The following is a 21009-nucleotide window of genomic DNA, read 5'->3' on the forward strand; positions in this document are numbered from 1 at the left end:
AAATCCAAGCAGGCCTTATGCCATATTGAAGCGCTGGGCATCTTTCAGGGCGTTTTCCGCCATGGCGCGCAGGCCGGGATGCTCCGGTTTCAGCGCCGAGAGATCCGCGAAAACCCCGTAGGCCTTTTTGTAGAGCGGACCGGCCTGATCGAAAGCGCCCTGCATTTCGCGCGCCTGGGCATAGCGCGCCAGGGTGATGGCGTGGGTCGAACGCGCCCCGACATCATCGGGTTTGAGATAGGCGGTGGTTTCGTGCAGGCGGCTCAGTTCCTCAAAGGCATCGCCTGCGGCCCTGGCATCGCCCGCCTTGAGCTTGAGATCGGCATAGGGCGCCAGCAGTTCGGCGCGCGTGGCCGGATCGCTGATGGCGCCGAGCGCACGGCCGATGACGGCAGGCAGTTTGGCAGTGTCGCCCGACATCTGATACCGGCGCGTCAGGTAGAGGTGGATGTTGGCGTCGTTCGGGTCGAGTTCGGACACATGCTCATAGGCGGCCATGGCCTTGCTGTCATCGCGGCCCATATGGAGCGCGCCGGACACGCGCCACAACTCGGCGGCTTCGGCATGGTTGCCCGCCAGCGCCAGAGCATCGGCGTGATTGGCCAGGGCGGCGGAAGCGGCGGACAGGTCACCGGAAGCGACAAGCTGGAAGGCCTTCTGGCTGGCGGCCGACTTATCATAATAGAGGCGCGAAATGCGCGTGCTCAGCTCGTCGGCGGCGATGGCGCGGGTGGCATCGGGCCAGACCGACAGGGCGGTTTGTACGGCCTGACGGATTTCGGCTTCATCGTCGATGACGACCGGCGCGGGCACGACCGGTGCGGGCAGGACATCAGCGACGATTTCCTGTGTCACGAGCTCTGTCAGCGCGGCCGGTATGGCCTCTGGCACAGCCTCTGGCGCGGCTGTCGGCTCGACAGCGACGTGCGGTTCGCTTTGCGGGGCGAAACGCATGGCCGAGCTGATAACGGCGTTGATATCGCCTTGCGGCGCGTGCGTCACGACATCGGGTGTTTCGCGCAGCAGGGCGGCGGCCAGCGGATCGTGATCCTCATCCTGCGCGGCCACGGTTTCAACAGGCGGATGCAGCGGAATGATCTGCGCCGTGGGCGTGGTGATGGTCAGGCCATGGGTATCAGCCAGAGCGGCGCTGGAATCAAAAGCAGGCACCTCGGCGACGGTCTCGACCACGACTTCGGGATGGCGCGTCATGAAGCTATCCGACGCGTTATCGGAGAAGGCGGCGTGATCGGTGAAGATGGCACGCTCCAGCGACTGAACCTCGATGTGCGGGGGCTCGACAGCGACGGGGGCTGCTTCGATATGAACATTGTCAGGCATCGCCTCAACGGCCTGCTGGCTTTCAAAAGCCGGAGCCCTTTCCAGCGTACGGGCGTTGAAATGCAGAGTGCCGCGGCTCTCGGCGGCGCGGGTGGCCAACTGCATGTCCTCAGCCACGGCCATGACCGGCGCGGGCGCGGCCTCGACCGCTTCCGGCCTGGACTTACGGCGCGGCGCAGACACCGCAGGTTTGGGCGCAGGCAGCAGGTTGCGGAGCGTGCCGATCACGCCGATCAGCAGCAGAAAGGCGCCAAGCGCCAGGATGCCGGCCCAGGCGGCGGTGCCGCGCGCCCAGATGATCCAGTCTTCGGGGAAGGGGGTGCGAACCGGGGCCTGCCCCTTATAGAGCGCGAAGGCGCTCAGGGCGGCGGCCAGCACGGCGAGAATCAGAAATCCCGCAGCGCCGGGCTTGCGTGTCGTGCTCGTCCCACGGTCATCGGCATTCAAGGTCAAGTTCGAACTGCTCATGCGGCCCCCGCAACGCTAATCTTCATAAAACATTAACCCCAGCTTTGGCCTTATGGCAATGCTCTCGTGGGGCTTATCTCTAAAACCTGTGCCAGAAAGACGATTTCTGGCCTGATAAGAGGCTGTTGTGCAACTTTGCGGCCAAACTGCCGGCTTGGCCATTGCGCGAGTCAGAACTTGCGGATAAAAGCGAACATATGAAGAACGTGGTGCGTATATTAGGGCTCGATCCCGGTTTGAGACGGCTCGGCTGGGGGCTGATCGACGTCGAGGGCGCGCGCCTGAGCTGGGTGGCGCATGGTGTCATCGAGCCGGCGACCGATGCCGACCTTTCGGTGCGCCTGCTGGAACTGTTCGACCGTTTGAGCGATGTCATTGCCGAATGGACGCCCGATGAGGCGGCCATCGAGGAGGTGTTCGTCAATGTGAACCCGGCCTCGACGCTCAAGCTCGGTCACGCCCGCGCCGCCGCCATGCTGGCGCCCGCGAAGGCCGGTATGCTGGTGGCGGAATATGCTGCGCTCGATATCAAGAAATCGGTGGTGGGCGCCGGCCGTGCCGACAAGGATCAGGTGTTGTTCATGGTCAAGCGCCTGCTGCCCAAGGCCGATCCGAAGATGAAGGCCGATGCGGCCGATGCGCTTGCGTGCGCCATCACGCACGCCCATAAGCGCAAGATGGCGAGTTTGAAACGGAGTGTCGCATGATCGGGCGTTTGCGCGGGCTTTTGCTGGAAACCACCGACGAGGAGGTGCTGGTCGAATGCGGCGGCGTCGGTTACATCGTGCGCTGCGGCATCCGCACCATCGCCAACATGCCCGAACTGGGCGCCGAGGTGATCCTGCATATCGAAAGCCAGACGCGCGAGGACGGTACCCGGCTTTACGGCTTCCTCAACAAGGATGAGCGCAAGGCCTATGTGGTTTTGCAGGGCGTGCAGGGCGTGGGGCCGAAGGCGGCGCTGAGCGTGCTCGATATCCTGACGCCGCAGCAACTGGCGCAGGCGGTGGCGCACGAGGACAAGACGGCGGTGGGGCGCGCCAATGGCGTCGGGCCCAAGCTCGCGCAGCGCATCGTTATCGAACTTAAGGGCAAGGTGCTGATGAGCGCCGAATTCGCGCCGATCGCCTCTGCCGGCTATGCGCCGGCGGCCGTGACGCCGACGGTCAATGGCGAGAGCGTCGCTGCCCTGATGGGGCTGGGCGTTTCCGAGCAGCAATCACGTATCGCGGTCGACAGCGCCCTGAAGACTCTGGGGCCTGAGGCGGAGCTGGCGGCGGTTATCCGTGCCTCGCTGAAGGCGTTGGGCAAGTAAATGGCGAGGCTTATTTCAGGCGAATCCGATAACGATTTCGAGGAGCGCGCACAGGATCGTGCGCTGCGGCCGCAGAATTTCGATGATTTCGTCGGGCAGGCGCCGCTCAAGGCCAATCTGAAGGTCTTTGTGGCGGCGGCGGCGCAGCGCGCCGAGGCGCTCGATCACGTGCTGTTTTATGGTCCGCCGGGGCTGGGCAAGACGACGCTGGCGCAGATCGTGGCGCGTGAACTGGGTGTTGGTTTTCGCGCCACGTCCGGGCCGGTGCTGGCCAAGGCGGGCGATCTGGCGGCGATCCTGTCCAATCTCGAACCCAACGATGTGCTGTTTATCGATGAAATCCACCGCCTGCATCCGGTGGTCGAGGAAATCCTCTATCCGGCCATGGAAGACTACGTGCTCGACCTGATCATCGGTGACGGGCCGGCGGCGCGCACGGTACGCATCGACCTGGCGCCGTTCACGCTGGTGGGCGCCACGACGCGGGCTGGCTTGCTGTCGACTCCCTTGCGTGATCGCTTCGGCATTCCGCTGCGGCTCGAATTCTATACGCCTGAAGAACTGGTGCGCGTAGTCATGGGCACGGGCCGCAAGATGGGCGCCCAGGTCTCGGAAGATGGTGCGCTCGAGATCGCCTCGCGCTCGCGTGGTACGCCGCGCGTGGCCGGGCGTTTACTGCGCCGCGTGCGCGATTTCGCGGCAGCCGATGGCACGGCGGTGATCGATAAAAAGGCGGCGGCCAAGGCTTTGGCGCGTCTCGAAGTCGATGCGGTCGGGCTTGATCACTCAGACCGGCGCTATCTGCGCGCCCTGATCGAGAACTATGGCGGCGGGCCGGTGGGGCTGGAAACCCTGGCGGCGGCGATTGCTGAGGCCAAGGATGCGGTCGAGGACATGATCGAGCCCTACCTGCTGCAGCAGGGTTTTATCCAGCGCACCCAGCGTGGTCGCACGGCCTGCGCGCGCGCCTATCTGCATCTCGGCCTGACGCCGCCGGCGCAGGCCGCGCCGACGCCGGACCTCTTTAACTCATAAGATTTGGTCCATCAGCACCGTGTGCTTTGTTTGCGTTTTATGGATAAATCTTAACCCCCATTTAAAAATTTGTTAGGCATATTCAAGGTAGTTATTTTTCTGACTCCGCGTTTCTGGAGATGATGTTAGGAACGCGCATTTTATGTTATCCCTCCTGAGCAATGAAGGTTCGATGTTAGCCCGTCAGGGACTGGCCAGCCTGAACCGTAGGATGGATACAACCCGCGCCCAGATCTCTTCTGGCCTCAAGGTGCAAACAGCCCGAGATGATGGTGCCGCCTACGCCATCGCCACCCGCATCAAAAGCGATCAGATGTCGCAAGGTGTGGTGCAGAACAATCTTTCCCGCGCGCAGTCCATTGTGGATGTCGCCAGAGGTTCGGCCGAGGCGATCACGGACCTGCTGGGCCAGATGCACGAGCGCGCGCTCATGCTCAATGACACATCGCTGTCGCCTGAGGCCCTGCAATCGGTCAGGGATGATCTGAACGCCCTCAACAGCCAGCTCGACAGCACGGCCAAAACCAGTGATTTCAACGGCATCAATCTGCTGCAAACCAGCGGCAAGGCTACGCAGAACTGGGGCCGACCTTATGGGGGCATTGTCGGCGGCGGGTCATCCTACGTCAATTATGATGCGGGTAATGGCGCCGGTCGCATGGACTTTTACCTTAATCTCCATAACGTCAACAATGCCAACGTCAATATAGACTGGGGGGACGGCAGTCAGTACACGTTCAACTACAGTTCGGGACCGGCGTTCAGCGACAACAAGGTCATCCAGCATGATTATGAAGCCGGCTGGGATAACCATACCATGACCTATTCTATTTCCGCCTCGGGGCCAGGCGGGGCCGGGGGCACGAGCGGCTTTCACATTCCGGGGGTCAATTTTATCCCGGCGGACACGACCGAGATTACCGCCTATGCTTCGGGCGAAACGGTGTCCATGACCCACAAGCCCATGGGCTCAGGCGATCTGGGCCTGAATGATCTGAATAGCCTCGATGCCGCCACGGTTCTCAGTACGGTCGAGGCGGCGTTGTCGACCACCCTCGACAGCGCGGCCTATTTCGGCACCCTGCAAAACAGGCTTGAGCGGATGACAACGGCGAGCGTGAAGCGCGCCGATGTTCTGGAGACCGCCCACGGTGACCTGGTCGATGCCGACCTTGCAAAGCAGTCCGCGCTGTGGCAGGCAGATCAGACACAGCAGAGCCTGATCCAGCAAAGCCTCGCCATTGCCAATTCGGCGCCGCGTGTTTTGCTGCAGTTGTTCAACTGATGCCGCGCGATTGTAACCATAGGCCCCATGCCGACGTATAACTCTCAGGAATGGCAGGATCTGATGCGCGCCGCGCAGGGCGGTGATGCGCAGGCGTACAGATCGCTGCTCAGCGCCTTGCGGCCCTGGCTGCTTTCCTATTTCCGACGCCGCCTGCACGGCAGCGAGGGTGAAGATCTGGTACAAATGACCCTGTTGAGCTTACACGAGAAACGCCACACCTATAATCCCGATGCGCCCTTCATGCCGTGGATCGCCGCGGTGGCGCGTCACAAGCTGATCGATTATGTGCGTAAGACCGGCCGTCATGTCCATGTCGAGCTGAACGAGGAAATGGGCCTCGCCGATGGCATGCAGCCCGATCTGGCGGCGCGCGATGTGGCGGTGCTGCTGGCGCAGTTGCCGAAGGATCAGGCACGGGTGATCAGCCTGCATAAACTGCAGGATATGAGCGTCGATGAGGTGTCGCGCGCCACCGGCAAGAGCCCCTCGGCGGTCAAGGTGATCGTGCATCGCGGGCTCAAGAAATTGCAGGCCCTGGTCGGCGTGTCAAAGCGGGAGGCGGCGGATGAGTAGTCCTGACGACGCCTTGCTAGACAGCCTGACCTCTGACCTGACACCGGTGAAGCGGTTGCGCAGCGCCCCGCTGTGGATCGGCGCGGCGGTCGGTCTCGTGGTGGCGCTTATCTACATTTTTGTGTTCTACGGTCCGCGTGGCGAAATCGTTGCCCTGATGCGCGGTGGCGCGGTGGTCAATCTGATGGTGATCGGCAAGCCCATGATCTTTCTGGTGATGGGGCTCAGCGCGCTATGGGCGGTTGCGGATCTGGCCCGTCCGGAAGGGCGGTTGAAACTGCTGCACCTGCTGCCGGTATTGGCCGTTTTTGGGTTGGTTCTGGGCAACCTGCTGTCGGAGATGGCGATCTTCGGCACCGACAATTTCGCCCGCCAGCTTAACGGCGGCGGCCATGTCTGTTTCATAACCATTCTTTGTGGTGGCATGGCGGGGCTGGTCGCGATGTGGCGGCTGTGGTTGCGCCGGACGGCGACTTCGCATCCGGTGCTGCTGGGCGCCATGAGCGGCCTGGCGGCGGCGTCCCTGATGGCGGCGGCCTATGCGATCCACTGCAATATGGATGCAGCGATCTATCTTCTGCTGTTTTACGGCACGGCCGTGACGGTTTCCAGCGCCATAGCGGCACTCTTGGGCTCTAAACTGCTAAGGTGGTAGTTAGTGAGCCGCCAGCCACGCGCGTATGGCGACCACTATGAAGGCGATACCGGCCAGCATATAGAGCAAGGCGAGGGCCAGTCTGGCCAGGCGTGGCATCAGTTCGTCTTCATGAGGGCTTCGCGGATCGGCAGATAGCGGTCATTGAACGGCAGGATACCGGCGCCGCGTGCGGCGGCATCGACCGCCAGTTCGGCGCGCTTGACCGGCGCAAGAGTCTTGATCCGGCCGTGATAGGCTTCAAACTTCCTGTTCAGACGCGTGCACAGAGCCTCGATATAGGTGGCGGGCAGGCGGCCGCCGATAAAGTGCGCTTCCGGATTGATGGCGCAGCTCATGACCAGAAACGGCTCGAACAGATGGTTGGCGGCGCGGTCAAGCCAGGCATCGACACGACTTTGCGCTTCCGCGGGCAGGTTCTCCAGATCCTCAGGCGTCGAGACCTCGAAGCCGGCCTTGCGCAGATAATCATAGAGCGCGTAGAGCGACACCATGTCTTCCAGCGATTGCGACTGACCGTTTTCGTCCTTCACCGGCAGGAAACCGATCTCGCCCGAACGGCCATCGGCGCCACGATAATAGTGGCCGTCGATGACCAGACCGCCGCCCAGACCCGCACTGATGATGGTGTAGATGAAACTGCGGTTGCGCAGGCCATGGCCGAACTGCATCTCGCCGATCGAGGCGGCGGCGGCGTCGTTTTCGATGTAGACCGGCACCGGCAGCACTTCATTAAACAGCGCGGCGACGTCAATCTCCGACCAGACCTGATAGGCGTCCGGGCGATTGGCCACCGGCACGCGGCCGAGATCATCGGGCAGGCCGATGCCGATACCGACGAGGCGCTCCAGATCGATGATCTTGTCGGCGACGATCTTGTCGACTTCGGCCTTGAAAAAGGCCACGACCTCATCGGGCATGGCGAAATGGACTTCGCGGCAGGCGCGGGCGCGCACATTGCCGAGGAAATCGAGCGCCACGATGGCGATGTGGTCGCGGTCGATATTGAGGCCGATGGAGAAGGCGCCGTCGGGATTGACCACCAGCTTGGTGGCCGGCTGGCCGCGACCGCCGAACTGCCGGCCGGCCTTGAGGATCATGCCGTCATTGAGCAAGCGCTTGGTGATGTTGGCGATGGCCGGGGCGGTCAGACCGGTCAGGTCGGCGATATCTGCACGGGTGATGGGAGCGCCTGCGGCGCGCACGGCCTGCAGGGTGACGCGCTGATTATGGTCGCCGGCGCGCTCCAGATTGGTGCCGGACAGCGAGTCACCAAGGGTATGCACCCTGGGTGACTCGCTGTCCGCAACCGTGCGCCCATCTGCATCTCTAAGATCCGCACCTCTGTTATCCGCACCCATTTGCAACCCCTCCGGGGTAAGTATTAGCATTTCCCCGTGCGGATATTTCCGTTACAGGCCGTTTCTATGCACGCCCTGGTGGCGCTTGTGTGGTAAGAATTTCCGGTCATTCCCTTAACCGGCGAAGCTTTGCCCCGCTTTCATCTATAGGACGTCTCGCTTTAAATTGTAAGACTAATCTTAAGGCTGTGAGCGTAGGTTTTTGTCAGTGGACGAAGGATTCGCTAAATTCCAGGCGTTCCGTGGAGCCCCCTTTTTCACCCATAAAATTCATCGCCACGACCTTCTCACAGACGCCCTTGGTCACGACACCAGTATCAATGGCCATGTCGTAATCGCAGTGCGTGGTGACCTTCATAAAGTCATCTGGTGACGCGGACGACATCGCGGTTTTCAGCTCGGTAATGGCGGCGGCGGGCGCGCCTGCCTGTTTCATGAATGTGGGCAGGAAGGTGGTTAGGTAGGCCTTCAATGACTCCGGTGTTGGGGCGTAGTCATAGCTGACATGCGCCGTATTGCCGGCATCATTCCAGCTTATGAGGGCGATGCTTTCCTGAGCGTCGACTGGCTGACCACCCAGCGGCATCTGGATCTGGCCGGAGGCCGTGATCGGCTTTTTCAGGCTTAGGCCGATATTGTGTGGCAGGCCCATCATACGGTCGGCTTCGAGGAACATGCCGGTGGCGGTCTCCGGCGTGAGTTGGTCATAGACGACGGCCATGGCCTGTTTCAGTTGCGCGGCTTCCTGAGGTGACGCGCCACCGCTGGTCATCAATTCGTCCATGGCTTTCAGCACGCGGGCTTTGGTGCCTTCCCAGTCCTCGATCAGGACCGGCGACAGGCTTTCATCGGCGCTATAGCTGAGCGGGGAGAGTGCCGAGGTCAGGTTTTCCATCATCTTTGCCGCGGCCGGGTCGTTCATACCCTCTTTGATGGCCGGATCGGTGACATCGGAGATCGAGAACTTGAGCAGGGTCTTGGTGACGCGATAACCGTCATCGGTTTCGCTATAGGCAAGGCTGTAATCGCTGGTGCCGGTACCACTCTGGGTGATGCCGCCGCGCGTGGTTGTCTTGGTTTGGGTAAAATGCTGGAGCATCTTGCCGCTCTTGTCGAGCGCCAGCGGCAGGTTGTGGTAATCGGGATCGGCGTTTTGCAATACCGCCGCCTTGAGGGCTTCGACATCGGCATTATCCTGAGCGAGTGCCGGAAAGGCAAGGCAGGTGGCAAGGACGATTAAACAGGCCTGATACCGCATGATTCCCCCATATGATAAGGATATACCGTATCATATGACCGCGGGAATCGAAAGCTTTGAAAGACGAAGCTCAGAGCGCTGTGCGAAAAGTTTGGCGCACTTTTCGGATTAAAAAGTGCGTCAAAACTAAAATTTAGAGGCCGATCTGATCCAATCAGATCGGAAGACGCTCTAATCCTTGAAATAGCTTTCGTAGATCGCTTCGTCGACCAGGTTGAGGTTGTACTGGAAGATATCGATGAACTCGTGCAGGCCGGCCGAGATGATATGGCTGGCGTCGGAGCTATGGATGGTCTTGCACAGGATCGCCATTTCGCGTGTCGCCTTGTTGGCCTCGGCTTTGTCGTGCGTCAGGGTGTCGAGGGCGGCGGAGGCATCTTCCAGACAGAAGAGGACCGAGCGCGGGAAGGCCTTGGAGAACAGCAGGAACTGCGTCACGTCCTTGTAGTTGATGGTGTGGAACTGCTGGCGGTACATTTCCAGCGCGTTGACCGATTTGAGCACGGCGCCCCACTGCACGGCGTCATAGGCGCTGTCTTTCCAGACGTCGTTGTGCGGCAGCAGCAGGAAGTATTTCACATCGAGCAGGCGGGCGGTCTTATCAGCGCGCTCCAGCATCTGGCCAAGGTGGGCGAACTGCCAGCCCATGTCGCGGCTCATGGTGTTGTGCATCAGGCCGGTGAACAGGTGGCCAGACTGGCGCACCTCGCGGTAATAGTCCTGCAGATCGGCCACTGAGCGCTTGCGGCTCTGGCTTTGCGTCAGGTGGTAAAGCTCGTTGATCTTCTCCCACATCTCGACCGGAATGACCTCGCGCACCGTGCGGGCGTTTTCGCGGGCACGGAAGATACATTGCAGGATCGAATTGGGATTATTGCGATCGAAGGTCATGAACTTGACCACGGTGCTTTCATCCGCCTGCTTGTAGCGGCGGGTGAAGTCCTCGTCATCACCGGAGGTGGCGATCAGAGGATACCACTGGGCCGAATTCTGATCGAGCGCCAGATCGAGCATCAGATGCGTGTTGACGTCGATGAAGCGCGCCACGCAATCGGCGCGTTCGAGATAGCGGGCCATCCAGTAGATCGAGTTGGCGACACGGCTCAGCATCAGTTTGCCTCCGCTTCATCTTCAAGCACCCATGTATCTTTCGAGCCGCCGCCTTGCGAAGAGTTCACCACGAGCGAGCCCTTCTTGATGGCGACGCGAGTCAGGCCACCGGGCAGGGTGAAGATATCCTCGCCGTAGAGCGAATAGGGGCGGAAATCGACATGGCGGCCTTCGATGCCGTTGCCGATGAGGGTCGGGGCGCGTGACAGCGAGAGCGTCGGCTGGGCGATATAGTCGCGCGGCTTGGCCTTGATCAGGGCGGCGAATTCCTTCTGCTCGGCTTTGGTCGATTTCGGCCCGATCAGCATACCATAGCCGCCGGAGAGATTGACCGCCTTGACCACCAGCTTGTCGAGATTGGCCAGAACGTACTCGCGCTCCTTGTCGTCCTCGCAGATATAGGTCGGCACATTGTGCGAGATCGCCTCTTCGCCGAGATAGTATTTGATGATCTTCGGCACATAGGCATAGATCGCCTTGTCGTCGGCGATGCCGGTGCCAGGCGCATTGGCCAGGGCCACATTGCCCTTGCGGTAGGCGTTCATGATGCCGGGGACGCCGAGCAGCGATTCCTTGCGGAAGACGGTCGGGTCGATGAACTCGTCATCGATGCGGCGGTAGATGACATCGACGCGCTGCAGACCGGCGGTGGTGCGCATGTATACGACATCATCATCGACCACGAGGTCGGAGCCCTGTGCCAGCGGCACGCCCATTTGCTGCGCCAGATAGGCGTGCTCGAAATAGGCCGAATTGTAGATGCCGGGGGTCAGCACGATGATGTTGGGATCGTCCCGGCCTTCGGGCGCGATGTGCTTCAGCGTTTTGTACAGGTGGTCGCCATAATCGGAGACCGGACGGATCTTCATAGTGTGGAAGAGGGCCGGCAGAATGCGCTTGAGCACGGCGCGGTTTTCCAGCACGTAGGAAATGCCCGACGGGCAGCGCAGGTTATCCTCCAGCACGTAGAACTCGCCGTCACCGTCACGGACGAAATCGGTGCCGGAAATATGCGTCCATACGCCCTTGGGCGGCTTCAGGCCTTCGCAGGGCTTGAGGTAGCAGGCCGACGAGAAAATCAACTCTGCCGGCACCACCTTGTCCTTGATGATCTTCTGGTCGTTGTAGATGTCCTGAATGAACAGGTTGAGCGCCGTGATGCGCTGGGCGATGCCGCGCTCCAGCTTGGCCCAGTCGGCGCCGGAGACGATGCGCGGAATGATGTCGAACGGCAGGATCTTCTCGGTGCCCTTCTTGTCGCCATAGACATTGAAGGTGTTACCCGACTGATAAAGGATATCTTCCGCCTGCTTTTGCCGCCGGCCGAGGCCGGCGCGTGTCAGGGTGTCGATCTGCTCGATCAGCGGCCGGGCGCTTGGATGCGCCACGCCGTTCTCGGCAAAAAGCTCGTCGTAGAAGCCGTCGGTCTTATAAGTCTCAAGCGTCAAGAGCGTCATCCAGTATGTCTGTTATCGCCCCGTGCCAGATACGCGCGCACAGGGGCTCCGCTAGTCTACATCAGTTAAAAACCTCGTTCATGGTGACCTGAACCCGCAGGGCTTCCTTGCCGCCGCCGCGATAGATGGTGCCGGCGGTGGGGGTCGCATCGAGATAGTTGCGGCCGCAGGCGACGCGGATATGATCCTGCGCCACCAGAATGCCGTTGGTGGGGTCAAAGCCGCGCCAGCCGAGATAGGGGATATAGATCTCCACCCAGGCGTGGCTGGCGTCGGACTGCATCTTGTTTTCATAGTTGGCGCCGGTGAAGACGTAGCCGACGCGGTAGCGCGCCGGGATGCCGAGCAGGCGCGCCAGACAGATGAACAGGTTGGCGAAATCCTGACAGACGCCTTCGCGCGAGGCATAGACGTCGAACGGCGTCGTCTTCAGCGAGGTCGAGCCTGGCACATAGCGATAATCGCGGTAGATGCTCTGATTGATGTCGTTCAGCGTATCCATCAGGTGACGGCCGTTACGCTCGGCGAAGCTCATGGCGTAGATCAGCAGTTCCTGAATCTGGGTTTCGGGCAGTTCAGGGGAGCGCAGATAGGGCTCCATCATCACCTGCTGCCAGGGCATCAGGGCCAGCGGAATGAAATGCTGGCGCTTTTCCGGCGAGAAGTCATCGGTGGCACGGCCGAAGATCTTGACCAGCGAGCGGCAGGAAATGGTCAGCTTCTTGTAGGGCTTGATGATGCTGTAATGGATGCTCTGATTGCCGAACACATCCTCAAAGCGCATGTCCTCGCCCTCGGCCGAAATGCTGAGCGTGCAGTTGACCACTTCCTGCACGGCGTCTTCTACCGGCATCAGGCGGAAGCTGTGCGTCGAATGCTCGACCTCATGCTCATAATTATATTCGGTCGAGTGCACTACGTCATAGGTGCGGTAGGTGAGGGGCGTGCCATCGGGCGCGTGGGTCAGGGAGCGCACATTGAGGATGTTGTGCTGCACCGTCTTCATCTGCTGCAGCGATTGCACGATGGAAAGCTGCTGGGCCTGCGCCTGCTGGTCGGCGAAGAGATTGGGCTGGACGGTGCGCGTGCCCTGCAGGTGGCCTTCCTGCTCATGCAGGGGCTGCTGCGCCGGCAGGGTCTTGTCGTCCTTCTTATTGGTCCAGACGAGATTGCCACGGCGGGCGATGATCAACTGCGCCTTCTGCATCGGCTTCCAGTCGCCTTCGCGGAAGGGCGCGGAGCAGAACACCATGGCGGTGCGGAAGGTGTCACGCGGGTTGTTGAGCGCGAAGGAGGCGGACTCGGAATGATAGCCGCGCTCGCCGTGCGGCGGCTTGAGGCGGCCGTAAAACATCTGGGTTTCCGACTGCGAGCCGTAGAAGGCGGCCACCGTGGTGCCATCGGAGATCACCATGTCGGCGCTGCCCATATCGTCAAGCTGGAGGAACCAGCTCAGCAGCACCTGATGATCGATATCGGCCAGCGCGCGGGCGCCATAGTCCTGCACCTTGCCGAGCAGGAAGCAGAAGGCCAGCTCCGAATCTGTGCGGCCCATCGGCTCAAGGAAGATCGACTTGTTGAAATGCAGCTTGGTCATGGCGGTCTTGTCGAGATCGCCATTGTGCATGAACACCCAGTCCTGACCTGCAAAGCTGCGGGAGAAGGGCTGTGTCTCTAAATGGGTGTAGCCGGATGCCGCGCCGCGCACCTTGCAGAAGAAGACGGTCGAGCGGAAACTGTCCCAGTCGTGCATGGCGCCATGCAGCGATTTGGTGTCGCGTGCGGAGGGGTCCTTGGCCACGATCGCGGCCTTGGTGTCGCCCGGATACCAGGTCAGGCCCCAGCCCAGCGTGTGCTCACCCTTGACCCCGGCCTTGCGGAACTTGAGGTCGATCGCCGGCGAACTCAAACCGTCGAAACTGAAAGCCAGAATGTCACTCGATATCGCGCTCAAAAGAAATTTCTTTCCATGTTGCCCGCTCCTTACTGCCCGCATGAAAAGTCTGTCTTTTTCATGGGGATATTGCAATGCAACTAGACTTTTTAAAATTGCGGCTGTCTAGTCCCTAAAGATTTGCACATGACACTTTTTTTGCGATTTCGTAAATCTTTATAGCTCAATCACCGCAAGGGTAGCGCCACAGGGCGCGATCGGCGGCCGCCTTAGCCGAAGACAGGCCTGTCTTCGGAATCTGACTGGAGACGCTATTCGATGAGTATTCTGGCTGCGTTGCATCATGTTTCGGATTATCGCTACGATCATCCGATCACCCTGGGGCCTCAGGTCATCCGTCTGCGCCCCGCACCGCACACAAGGGCCCATGTGCAGTCCTACGCCCTGAAGGTCGAGCCCGAGGGCCACTTCATCAACTGGCAGCAGGACCCTTTCGGTAATTATCTGGCGCGCATCATCTTTCCGGAAAAGACCTCTTCGTTCAAGGTGACGGTCGATCTGGTGCTGGAGATCAAGGTCTTCAATCCGTTCGACTTCTTTCTGGAAGACAGCGCCCAGACCTTCCCCTTCACCTATGACGCCGCGCTTCATGAGGAACTGGCGCCTTACTTAGAGATCAAGGAAAATGACGATGTCCTGATGGACTATGTCCGCTCGATTCCGGATGATCAAAAACCGACCGTCGATTACCTCGTCGCCTTCAATCAGAAGCTCAATCGGGACCTCGGCTATACCCTGCGCATGGAGCCGGGCATCCAGACCTCGGCCCAGACGCTGAACCTTTTGCAGGGCTCGTGCCGCGATATGGCCTGGCTGGCCTGTCAGATCCTGCGCCACAAGGGGCTGGCGACGCGGTTTGTCTCCGGTTACTCGATCCAGCTCAAGGCCGATATCGAATCGCTCGACGGGCCTTCGGGGGTGTCGCAGGACGTCACCGATCTGCACGCCTGGTATGAGGTTTATCTGCCGGGCGCCGGCTGGATCGGTCTTGATCCGACCTCGGGCATGTTCACCGGCGAAGGCCATATTCCGCTTTGTTGTGCTCCCAACCCGACCAGTGCAGCGCCGATCACCGGCGCGCACGAGCGAGCGGAATCGACCTTCGCGCACGAGATGGGTGTCACGCGCATCTATGAAAGCCGCCGCGTCACCAAGCCCTATTCGGATTCCGAATGGCAGGCGATCGATGCGCTCGGCGAACAGGTCGATCAAAAGCTGGTCGAGGGCGATGTCCGCCTGACCATGGGCGGCGAGCCGACCTTTGTCAGTCTCGACGATCGTCTGGGCGATGAGTGGCATTTCTCGGCGCTTTCCGACAACAAAAAGAAGCTGGGCTACGATCTCTTCCAGCGGCTTTCGGCGCGCTTCGCCACCGGCGCCCTGGCGCAGCACGCGCAGGGCAAGTGGTATCCCGGCGAAATCCTGCCGCGCTGGGCGATGAACATGTACTGGCGCCATGACGGTCAGCCGGTGTGGCTCGATCAGGCCTTGCTGGCCGATCCGGAAGCCAGGAGCGACCTCAAGCCGGCGGTGGCGGGGGATTTCCTCGCTAAACTGGCTGATGTGCTGGGCGTCGGCGCGGATTACGTGCTGTCGGCCTATGAGGATATTCCTTATCTGCTGTGGAAAGAGCAGCGCATTCCGGCCGAGGGCGAAATGCTCAAGGCCGATCTCTTTGAAGCGACCGAGCGCAAGCGCCTGCAGGCCAAACTGGATGAGAATGTCGGCAAACCGACCGGCTATGTCCTGCCGCTGGCCTTTTCGGCCAAGACCGACGGCTGGATCAGCAATGCCTGGAAGTTCCGCACCGACAAGATGATGCTGATACCGGGAGACTCCCCGGTGGGCCTGCGTCTGCCGCTGGGCGCGCTGCCGGTGGTGGATCCGGTGCTGGCGGAAGAGCATTTCTTCCCGCCGCGCTCGCCTTTTGCCGAAACCGGGGCACTGGCGGATAGCGCGAAAACCGTAAAAGCCTACAGGGACAGCCTGGCTTCTGCCGCCCCGGTTACGGCGAAGGCGGAAGGGGGGACCGTAAGTGAAGTGGCCCCCTCCGGCGCGACTACGCGCGCCATCTTCCCCGCAAGCAGGGGAGGAAAAGAGGTGAACGGCCTGATCCGCTCGGCGATCTGCGCTGAAATCCGTCACGGCAAGCTGTTCCTCTTCCTGCCGCCCCTGACCTATATCGAACACTATCTCGACCTGATCCACGCCATCGAGGCCGTGGCGACATCGCTGAAAATCCCGGTGGTGATCGAAGGCTATTCGCCACCGCGCGATCACCGCGTCGAGAGCATGTCGGTCACGCCTGATCCCGGCGTCATCGAGGTCAATATCCAGCCGGCGCGCTCATGGAGCGAGCTGAAAAACATCATCACCACTGTCTATGAAGAGGCGACGCAGGCCCGCCTGATCGCCGACAAGTTCATGATCGACGGCAAGCGCATCGGCACCGGCGGTGGCAACCATATCGTGATGGGCGCCTCAAGACCGGAAGACAGCCCCTTCCTGCGCCGGCCGGATGTGCTGGGCTCGATGATCACCTTCTGGCAGAACCATCCCTCCTTGAGCTATCTCTTCTCCGGCCTCTATATCGGGCCCACCTCGCAAGCACCGCGCATTGATGAGGCGCGCCACGATACGCTCTATGAGCTTGAAATTGCGCTGAAAAATATGCCGGATGGCACCGAGGAGACCGCGCCGTGGCTGGTCGATCGCCTGTTGCGCAACCTCCTGGTCGACCTGACCGGCAATACCCACCGCGCTGAATTCTGCATCGACAAGCTCTATTCGCCGGACTCAGATCGCGGGCGCTTAGGATTGCTGGAAATGCGCGGCTACGAGATGAGCCCGCATCCGCAGATGAACCTGATCCAGGCCCTGCTGATCCGGGCGCTTGTCGCGTCCTTCTGGAAGAAACCTTACAAGGCGCCGCTGGTGCGCTGGGGCACGCAACTGCACGATCGCTTCATGCTGGGGCATTATGTCCATGAAGACCTGACCGAGGTGCTCGATTATCTCGGTCGTAGCGGCTTCAATTTCTCGCCGGACTGGTTCGTGCCTTTCTTCGATTTCCGCTTCCCGAGCGTCGGGCAGGTGCAGATCGGCGGGGTGACGCTCGAACTGAAAAACGCGCTGGAGCCGTGGCCGGTAATGGGCGAGGAATCGAGCGCCGGCGGCACATCGCGCGGGGTCAACTCATCGGTCGAGCGCATGGAAATCCTGCTCAAAGGCGCGGTGTCGTCGCAGCACGTCGTTACCTGCAACGGCCTGCGCCTTCCGCTTTCCCCCACGCGCGACGGCAATGTTCAGGTGGCGGGAATCCGTTACAAGGCGTGGAACCCATGGTCTGCCTTGCATCCCAACCTGCCGATCAATACGCCGCTGAAATTCGATGTGCTCGACACGCGGCTGGAACGGTCGCTCGGCGGCTGCAAATATCACGTTATGCACCCGGGCGGACGCAATTACGACACCCTGCCGCTCAACGAGAACGAGGCCGAAGGGCGTCGCCTGTCGCGCTTCGAGGCGCCGACCCATACGGCTGGCCGTATTAAGGTGCCGCCGGTGGTGATCAATCCCGATTACCCGCATACACTGGACCTGCGCTGGAAGCCTTGATATGACTTTCCCATGTTTGGGGGAACGTCATGAAAAAGAAGAACGGTTCGGGCGGATTTATCATCACGCTGATCGTGCTGGCGGTGGTGGCAGGGGGCATATTTGCGGCCAGCCACAACTGGAAGACCGGCGAAAACGCTATCGTGCAGCAGATCAAGGCGCAGACCGGTGATCCAGAGGCCTTGTATCAACTCGGCCTCAAGGCGCAGGGCGATAAGGCGGTGGCCTGGTTTGAAAAAGCCGCCGCCAAGGGGCACGTCAAGGCCATGCTGGCGCTCGGTGACCATTACGACACCCTCACGACCGAAGAGGCGGGCGATCAGGCGATTGCCTGGTATCAGAAGGCCAGCGATGCCGGCAGTGCGGAGGCCAAGCGCAAGCTGGCGGCGGATATCGGCATCGGTCGGGGCAAGGGGGAGCCCGATATCCAGCGCGCCGACAAGCTGATGGGCGAGGCTGCAGCGGCCGGCGATGGCAAGGCGCAACTGATCTTCGGGCGTAATCTGGCGGGGGCAGGGCAGTACGAAGAGGCTGCAACCTGGCTGCTTAAGGCATCAGCGCAAGGCGTCAAAGGTTCGAGCGCCGCGCTCGGCAATCTCTATTATAGTCATTACAGCCGTCTGAAGGACGACACCAAGGCGCTGCAATGGCTGGGCAAGGCAGCGGAGGAGGGCGATACGCGCTCGCTACTCGATTACAGCTATATGTATTACAGCGGTCGCGGCGTCACTCAGGATCGCGCCGAAGCTTATAAGTGGTTGCTGCTCGCAGATCCCAAGCGTGAGGACGTCAATTCGGCGCTGGACTGGCTGAGGCCGCAGTTGAAACCGGCTGAGGTCGCCGAGGGTGAAAAGCGCGCTGCGGCGTGGAAAACGGCGCATCCGGCCAAGGCGTCCTGACGCAAAACCATCACATCTTAGTGCCTTGACAAGGCTTCGCGCACTGGACGAAATGCGGATCCATATTACGCAAAAACAAGGGAGTGCGACATGGCCCACAAGTTTGAAATCCGCAAGAACAAGGCTGGCGAGTTCGTCGCCTATTTCACCTATAATGGCGAAAGCATCTGGTGGACCGAAGGTTACAGCTCAAAGGCCTCGGCCAAGAACGCCATCGATTCGGTGCTTAAAAACGGCCCGAACGCCGAGGTCGACGATCAGACCGACTGAGCCGGACAGAGCAAAGGCGCCCCGTGAACGAGGCGCCTTTTGTTTAGGCAAACGATTGAGCACGGCCATCAGGCCATGGTGAGCGCATCCTGGATAAGGGCGATCGACCCTTGCAATTCTTCGGTGCACTCCATCGACAAACGATCGATTTCTTCCTGGGCAAAGCTGCGCATCAACAACGCCGCCTGTGGCGACAAGGCCATCAGGGTGCGGGTGGAAGCGCGTGCGAGCGCCAGGGCGGCATCGGCGTCAACCAGGTTGGCGGTGTCGCGTGCGACGGCCAGAGCATAGAGACGCGAGGCCACATTCGAGGAGGAATTAGCCATCATTTTCTTTTTTGACATGGGTTGATACGGACTCTCTAGTCGGGCCGAAACTGAGGACGCCAAACACACAAGGCACGTCCAGACCCTAAACGCATACGCTTAATCATGCTCATTATAGCGATAAATGTGTTCAAATGCAGCCATTACACCCCTACCGCTCTGTATCCCCTGCACACCATCTGTCTGTATTGCATGGCTTTTTTCGCGCCAGGCGAGAGAATATTTTTTCATTTGTATGATTTAATGGATTTTATTGTTTGATAGCGCTGTCATTTTATATAATATTTTGCATTTTAGGAAAGTTTATCAACGCATCCCTTCGATCGTTCTTTCAAATATGTCTTAAATGTGTCCTTATTCCGCTTTCTACGCTTAATATGGGACGGTTTTGTCGTCGCCGCTCTTCAGGGCAGAGCGGGCCGCAAAAGCAAAGCCGGTACGTGAACGCACCGGCTTTGCTTCAGTGTGTTTGTCAGAAAAGACCTAGCCGACCTTACGGGCCAGGCGTTCCTGGCCGTCACGGATCAGTTGTGCGGCCTCTTCAGGCTCGACCCAACCGGTCACATGGGTCATCTTGTTCTTTTCCAAATCCTTGTAGTGAGCAAAGAAGTGGGTGATCTGGTCGATCAGGATCGACGGCATCTGGCGATAGCTCTGCACGTTGGTGTAATAGGGGTGCAGCTTATCGACCGGCACGGCCAGGATCTTTTCGTCCTTGCCGGCTTCGTCTTCCATGATCAGCGCGCCGATCGGGCGCACGCGGATGACAACGCCCGGATAGACCGGTGTCGGGCCCACCACCATGACGTCGCACGGATCGCCATCGTCAGCCAGGGTGTGGGGGATGAAGCCGTAGTTACCCGGATAGTACATCGAGGTATAAAGGAAGCGGTCGACGAACAGAGCGCCGGAATCCTTGTCCATTTCGTACTTCACCGGCATACCGCCTTGCGGTATTTCGATAACAGCGTGGACGTCCCAGGGTGCGTTCGGGCCAACGGAGATTTTATCGATATTCATTATGTGACTTTGATCTGGAGCCAAAAAGGGTGCGCTTTCATAAGCGCTGGGCATGTTTCGCACAAGCGAAGAAACCATAAAAAGCCAAACTTTTCCGACAATACCTATTACAGAGGGGGTAGAAGCGCCTTATAGGTGTTGCTTCCTGCTCCATTCGCTCCAGAGATCGTCATGTCCCTCCTCAACACCTTGATCGACGCGGCGAAGAACAGCCCCCTTGATATCGCGGGCCTGGCTATCTTCGTCTTCTGCTGGCTCGGTTATGAACCCTTCCTGCGCCGCATTTCCAAGAGCCGTGGCCTGATCACCAAGGATATGAGCGTGGTGCGTCGGGCCTGGATGAAGGAAATGACCGTGCGTGAGGTCAAGCTGTTCGATTCCAACCTGATGGCGCACGCCGTTAATTCGGCCACCAACTTTTCCTCGGCCAATCTGCTGCTGATCGCCGCCGTCGCCGGCGTGCTGTTCGGTGGTCATTTGCCGCTCAAATCCATGACGGCCCTGGGTTTCGATGTTTCCTCCACCCAGCTTTTCCAAATCAAGCTGGCGCTTGTGCTGGTCTGCCTGTCGCGGGGTCTGCTCGATTTCATCTGGTCTTTGCGCCAGATGAACTATTGCGCCGCCGCCATGGGATCCCTGCCGGAAAACATGGACGCCGACACCGCCGCCAAGTTCGGCAATGCCGTCACCAATATTCTGGAGCCGGCCATGACCAGCTTCTCGCAAGGCGTGCGCGCCTATTACTTCTCACTGGCGGCTGCGGCCTGGCTGTGGGGACCCATCTATCTCAGCATCGCCAGTGTGGGGGCCGTGATTCTGCTGGGATGGCGCCAGTCGCGCTCGCAGTCGGCGCGCGGCTTGCGCCAGTTGCGTGAATTGCTGGAGGAGCACCCGTATCCGACCCCGCCGCGCCCGATCAATTCACCGGATGATCCCGCATCTGCGCAAAACAAGAAAGAAAATGCTGCATCGCACAATGCGAAAGGTGGCTATTGAAACCAGTCTTCACAGTCAAAGCGTGAGCCCGCTTCGTCTTGTAACTATACGTGATCCAATTGTCT

18 protein-coding genes are annotated in these 21009 nt (G+C 60.1%); 10 read left to right on the top strand and 8 right to left on the bottom strand.

Annotated elements, in window-relative coordinates; genetic code table 11:
• Positions 1–15: 15 nt before the first annotated feature.
• Complete coding sequence (locus tag ABQ278_RS04285; protein ID WP_349321369.1) at positions 16–1809, bottom strand: hypothetical protein; 1794 nt, start codon at positions 1807–1809, stop codon at positions 16–18.
• A gap of 197 nt (positions 1810–2006) precedes the next feature.
• Between ABQ278_RS04285 and ruvC the strand changes: the two genes are divergently transcribed.
• From ruvC to ABQ278_RS04315, 6 genes are all read left to right on the top strand, one after another.
• A complete protein-coding gene (gene ruvC / locus ABQ278_RS04290; RefSeq protein ID WP_026172658.1) occupies positions 2007–2516 on the top strand; it encodes a crossover junction endodeoxyribonuclease RuvC in 510 nt (169 codons plus the stop codon).
• The gene (gene ruvA / locus ABQ278_RS04295; RefSeq protein WP_349321370.1) at positions 2513–3124 is read left to right on the top strand and encodes a Holliday junction branch migration protein RuvA; all 612 of its coding nucleotides are present in this window, start codon (positions 2513–2515) and stop codon (positions 3122–3124) included. The genes ruvC and ruvA overlap by 4 nt, the downstream gene beginning before the upstream one ends.
• Positions 3125–4159, top strand: a complete 1035-nt coding sequence (gene ruvB / locus ABQ278_RS04300) for a Holliday junction branch migration DNA helicase RuvB (RefSeq protein WP_349321371.1) — start codon at positions 3125–3127, stop codon at positions 4157–4159.
• A 172-nt stretch (positions 4160–4331) separates the two neighbouring features.
• The gene (locus ABQ278_RS04305) at positions 4332–5444 is read left to right on the top strand and encodes a flagellin (protein ID WP_349321372.1); all 1113 of its coding nucleotides are present in this window, start codon (positions 4332–4334) and stop codon (positions 5442–5444) included.
• 27 nt (positions 5445–5471) lie between these two features.
• Positions 5472–6020, top strand: coding sequence for a sigma-70 family RNA polymerase sigma factor (locus ABQ278_RS04310; protein ID WP_349321373.1), 549 nt, complete (start codon positions 5472–5474; stop codon positions 6018–6020).
• Positions 6013–6675, top strand: a complete 663-nt coding sequence (locus tag ABQ278_RS04315) for an NrsF family protein (protein WP_349321374.1) — start codon at positions 6013–6015, stop codon at positions 6673–6675. Before ABQ278_RS04310 ends, ABQ278_RS04315 begins: the two co-directional genes overlap by 8 nt.
• Positions 6676–6773: 98 nt before the next feature.
• Here ABQ278_RS04315 and ABQ278_RS04320 read toward each other — a convergent pair whose 3' ends face one another.
• The 5 genes from ABQ278_RS04320 to ABQ278_RS04340 form a co-directional block, all read right to left on the bottom strand.
• Entirely contained in the window at positions 6774–8036 is a 1263-nt protein-coding gene (locus ABQ278_RS04320) for an ROK family transcriptional regulator (protein ID WP_349321375.1), read from the bottom strand.
• 205 nt (positions 8037–8241) lie between these two features.
• Complete coding sequence (locus ABQ278_RS04325; RefSeq protein WP_349321376.1) at positions 8242–9294, bottom strand: hypothetical protein; 1053 nt, start codon at positions 9292–9294, stop codon at positions 8242–8244.
• Positions 9295–9465: 171 nt separating this feature from the next.
• Positions 9466–10404: an alpha-E domain-containing protein gene (locus ABQ278_RS04330; RefSeq protein ID WP_018080975.1), complete on the bottom strand. Its 939-nt coding sequence runs from the start codon at positions 10402–10404 to the stop codon at positions 9466–9468.
• The gene (locus ABQ278_RS04335) at positions 10404–11861 is read right to left on the bottom strand and encodes a circularly permuted type 2 ATP-grasp protein (RefSeq protein WP_349321377.1); all 1458 of its coding nucleotides are present in this window, start codon (positions 11859–11861) and stop codon (positions 10404–10406) included. The genes ABQ278_RS04330 and ABQ278_RS04335 overlap by 1 nt, the downstream gene beginning before the upstream one ends.
• Before the next feature lie 61 nt (positions 11862–11922).
• Entirely contained in the window at positions 11923–13815 is a 1893-nt protein-coding gene (locus ABQ278_RS04340) for a class II glutamine amidotransferase (RefSeq protein WP_349321378.1), read from the bottom strand.
• Positions 13816–14073: 258 nt separating this feature from the next.
• Between ABQ278_RS04340 and ABQ278_RS04345 the strand changes: the two genes are divergently transcribed.
• The 3 genes from ABQ278_RS04345 (at position 14074) to ABQ278_RS04355 (ending at position 18602) form a co-directional block, all read left to right on the top strand.
• The gene (locus ABQ278_RS04345; RefSeq protein WP_349321379.1) at positions 14074–17433 is read left to right on the top strand and encodes a transglutaminase family protein; all 3360 of its coding nucleotides are present in this window, start codon (positions 14074–14076) and stop codon (positions 17431–17433) included.
• Between the two features lie 29 nt (positions 17434–17462).
• Positions 17463–18332: a tetratricopeptide repeat protein gene (locus tag ABQ278_RS04350; RefSeq protein WP_349321380.1), complete on the top strand. Its 870-nt coding sequence runs from the start codon at positions 17463–17465 to the stop codon at positions 18330–18332.
• 90 nt (positions 18333–18422) lie between these two features.
• Positions 18423–18602: a DUF1508 domain-containing protein gene (locus ABQ278_RS04355; RefSeq protein WP_018080970.1), complete on the top strand. Its 180-nt coding sequence runs from the start codon at positions 18423–18425 to the stop codon at positions 18600–18602.
• 68 nt (positions 18603–18670) lie between these two features.
• Here the strand turns inward: ABQ278_RS04355 and ABQ278_RS04360 are convergent, their stop codons facing one another.
• Entirely contained in the window at positions 18671–18946 is a 276-nt protein-coding gene (locus ABQ278_RS04360; protein WP_349321381.1) for a hypothetical protein, read from the bottom strand.
• Between the two features lie 465 nt (positions 18947–19411).
• Positions 19412–19948 carry an inorganic diphosphatase gene (gene ppa / locus ABQ278_RS04365; protein WP_018080968.1) on the bottom strand — a complete coding sequence of 179 codons (537 nt, stop codon included), beginning with the start codon at positions 19946–19948 and terminating at the stop codon, positions 19412–19414.
• A 171-nt stretch (positions 19949–20119) separates the two neighbouring features.
• Here ppa and ABQ278_RS04370 point away from each other — a divergent pair, with 171 nt between their 5' ends.
• The gene (locus ABQ278_RS04370; protein ID WP_349321382.1) at positions 20120–20944 is read left to right on the top strand and encodes a DUF599 family protein; all 825 of its coding nucleotides are present in this window, start codon (positions 20120–20122) and stop codon (positions 20942–20944) included.
• Positions 20945–21009: the final 65 nt, after the last annotated feature.

This window comes from Asticcacaulis sp. MM231, from assembly GCF_964186625.1.
GTDB lineage: Bacteria > Pseudomonadota > Alphaproteobacteria > Caulobacterales > Caulobacteraceae > Asticcacaulis.

Excerpts from the sequence above, each read along its gene's own strand:
- ABQ278_RS04330 (WP_018080975.1), bottom strand. The coding sequence starts at position 10,404 with ATGCTGAGCCGTGTCGCCAACTCGATCTACTGGATGGCCCGCTATCTC.
- ABQ278_RS04310 (WP_349321373.1), top strand. The coding sequence starts at position 5,472 with ATGCCGACGTATAACTCTCAGGAATGGCAGGATCTGATGCGCGCCGCG.
- ABQ278_RS04320 (WP_349321375.1), bottom strand. The coding sequence starts at position 8,036 with ATGGGTGCGGATAACAGAGGTGCGGATCTTAGAGATGCAGATGGGCGC.
- ABQ278_RS04350 (WP_349321380.1), top strand. The coding sequence starts at position 17,463 with ATGAAAAAGAAGAACGGTTCGGGCGGATTTATCATCACGCTGATCGTG.
- ABQ278_RS04370 (WP_349321382.1), top strand. The coding sequence starts at position 20,120 with ATGTCCCTCCTCAACACCTTGATCGACGCGGCGAAGAACAGCCCCCTT.
- ABQ278_RS04305 (WP_349321372.1), top strand. The coding sequence starts at position 4,332 with ATGTTAGCCCGTCAGGGACTGGCCAGCCTGAACCGTAGGATGGATACA.
- ABQ278_RS04285 (WP_349321369.1), bottom strand. The coding sequence starts at position 1,809 with ATGAGCAGTTCGAACTTGACCTTGAATGCCGATGACCGTGGGACGAGC.
- ABQ278_RS04360 (WP_349321381.1), bottom strand. The coding sequence starts at position 18,946 with ATGTCAAAAAAGAAAATGATGGCTAATTCCTCCTCGAATGTGGCCTCG.
- ABQ278_RS04355 (WP_018080970.1), top strand. The coding sequence starts at position 18,423 with ATGGCCCACAAGTTTGAAATCCGCAAGAACAAGGCTGGCGAGTTCGTC.
- ABQ278_RS04325 (WP_349321376.1), bottom strand. The coding sequence starts at position 9,294 with ATGCGGTATCAGGCCTGTTTAATCGTCCTTGCCACCTGCCTTGCCTTT.
- ABQ278_RS04315 (WP_349321374.1), top strand. The coding sequence starts at position 6,013 with ATGAGTAGTCCTGACGACGCCTTGCTAGACAGCCTGACCTCTGACCTG.
- ruvC (WP_026172658.1), top strand. The coding sequence starts at position 2,007 with ATGAAGAACGTGGTGCGTATATTAGGGCTCGATCCCGGTTTGAGACGG.
- ruvA (WP_349321370.1), top strand. The coding sequence starts at position 2,513 with ATGATCGGGCGTTTGCGCGGGCTTTTGCTGGAAACCACCGACGAGGAG.
- ABQ278_RS04335 (WP_349321377.1), bottom strand. The coding sequence starts at position 11,861 with ATGACGCTCTTGACGCTTGAGACTTATAAGACCGACGGCTTCTACGAC.
- ABQ278_RS04345 (WP_349321379.1), top strand. The coding sequence starts at position 14,074 with ATGAGTATTCTGGCTGCGTTGCATCATGTTTCGGATTATCGCTACGAT.
- ruvB (WP_349321371.1), top strand. The coding sequence starts at position 3,125 with ATGGCGAGGCTTATTTCAGGCGAATCCGATAACGATTTCGAGGAGCGC.
- ppa (WP_018080968.1), bottom strand. The coding sequence starts at position 19,948 with ATGAATATCGATAAAATCTCCGTTGGCCCGAACGCACCCTGGGACGTC.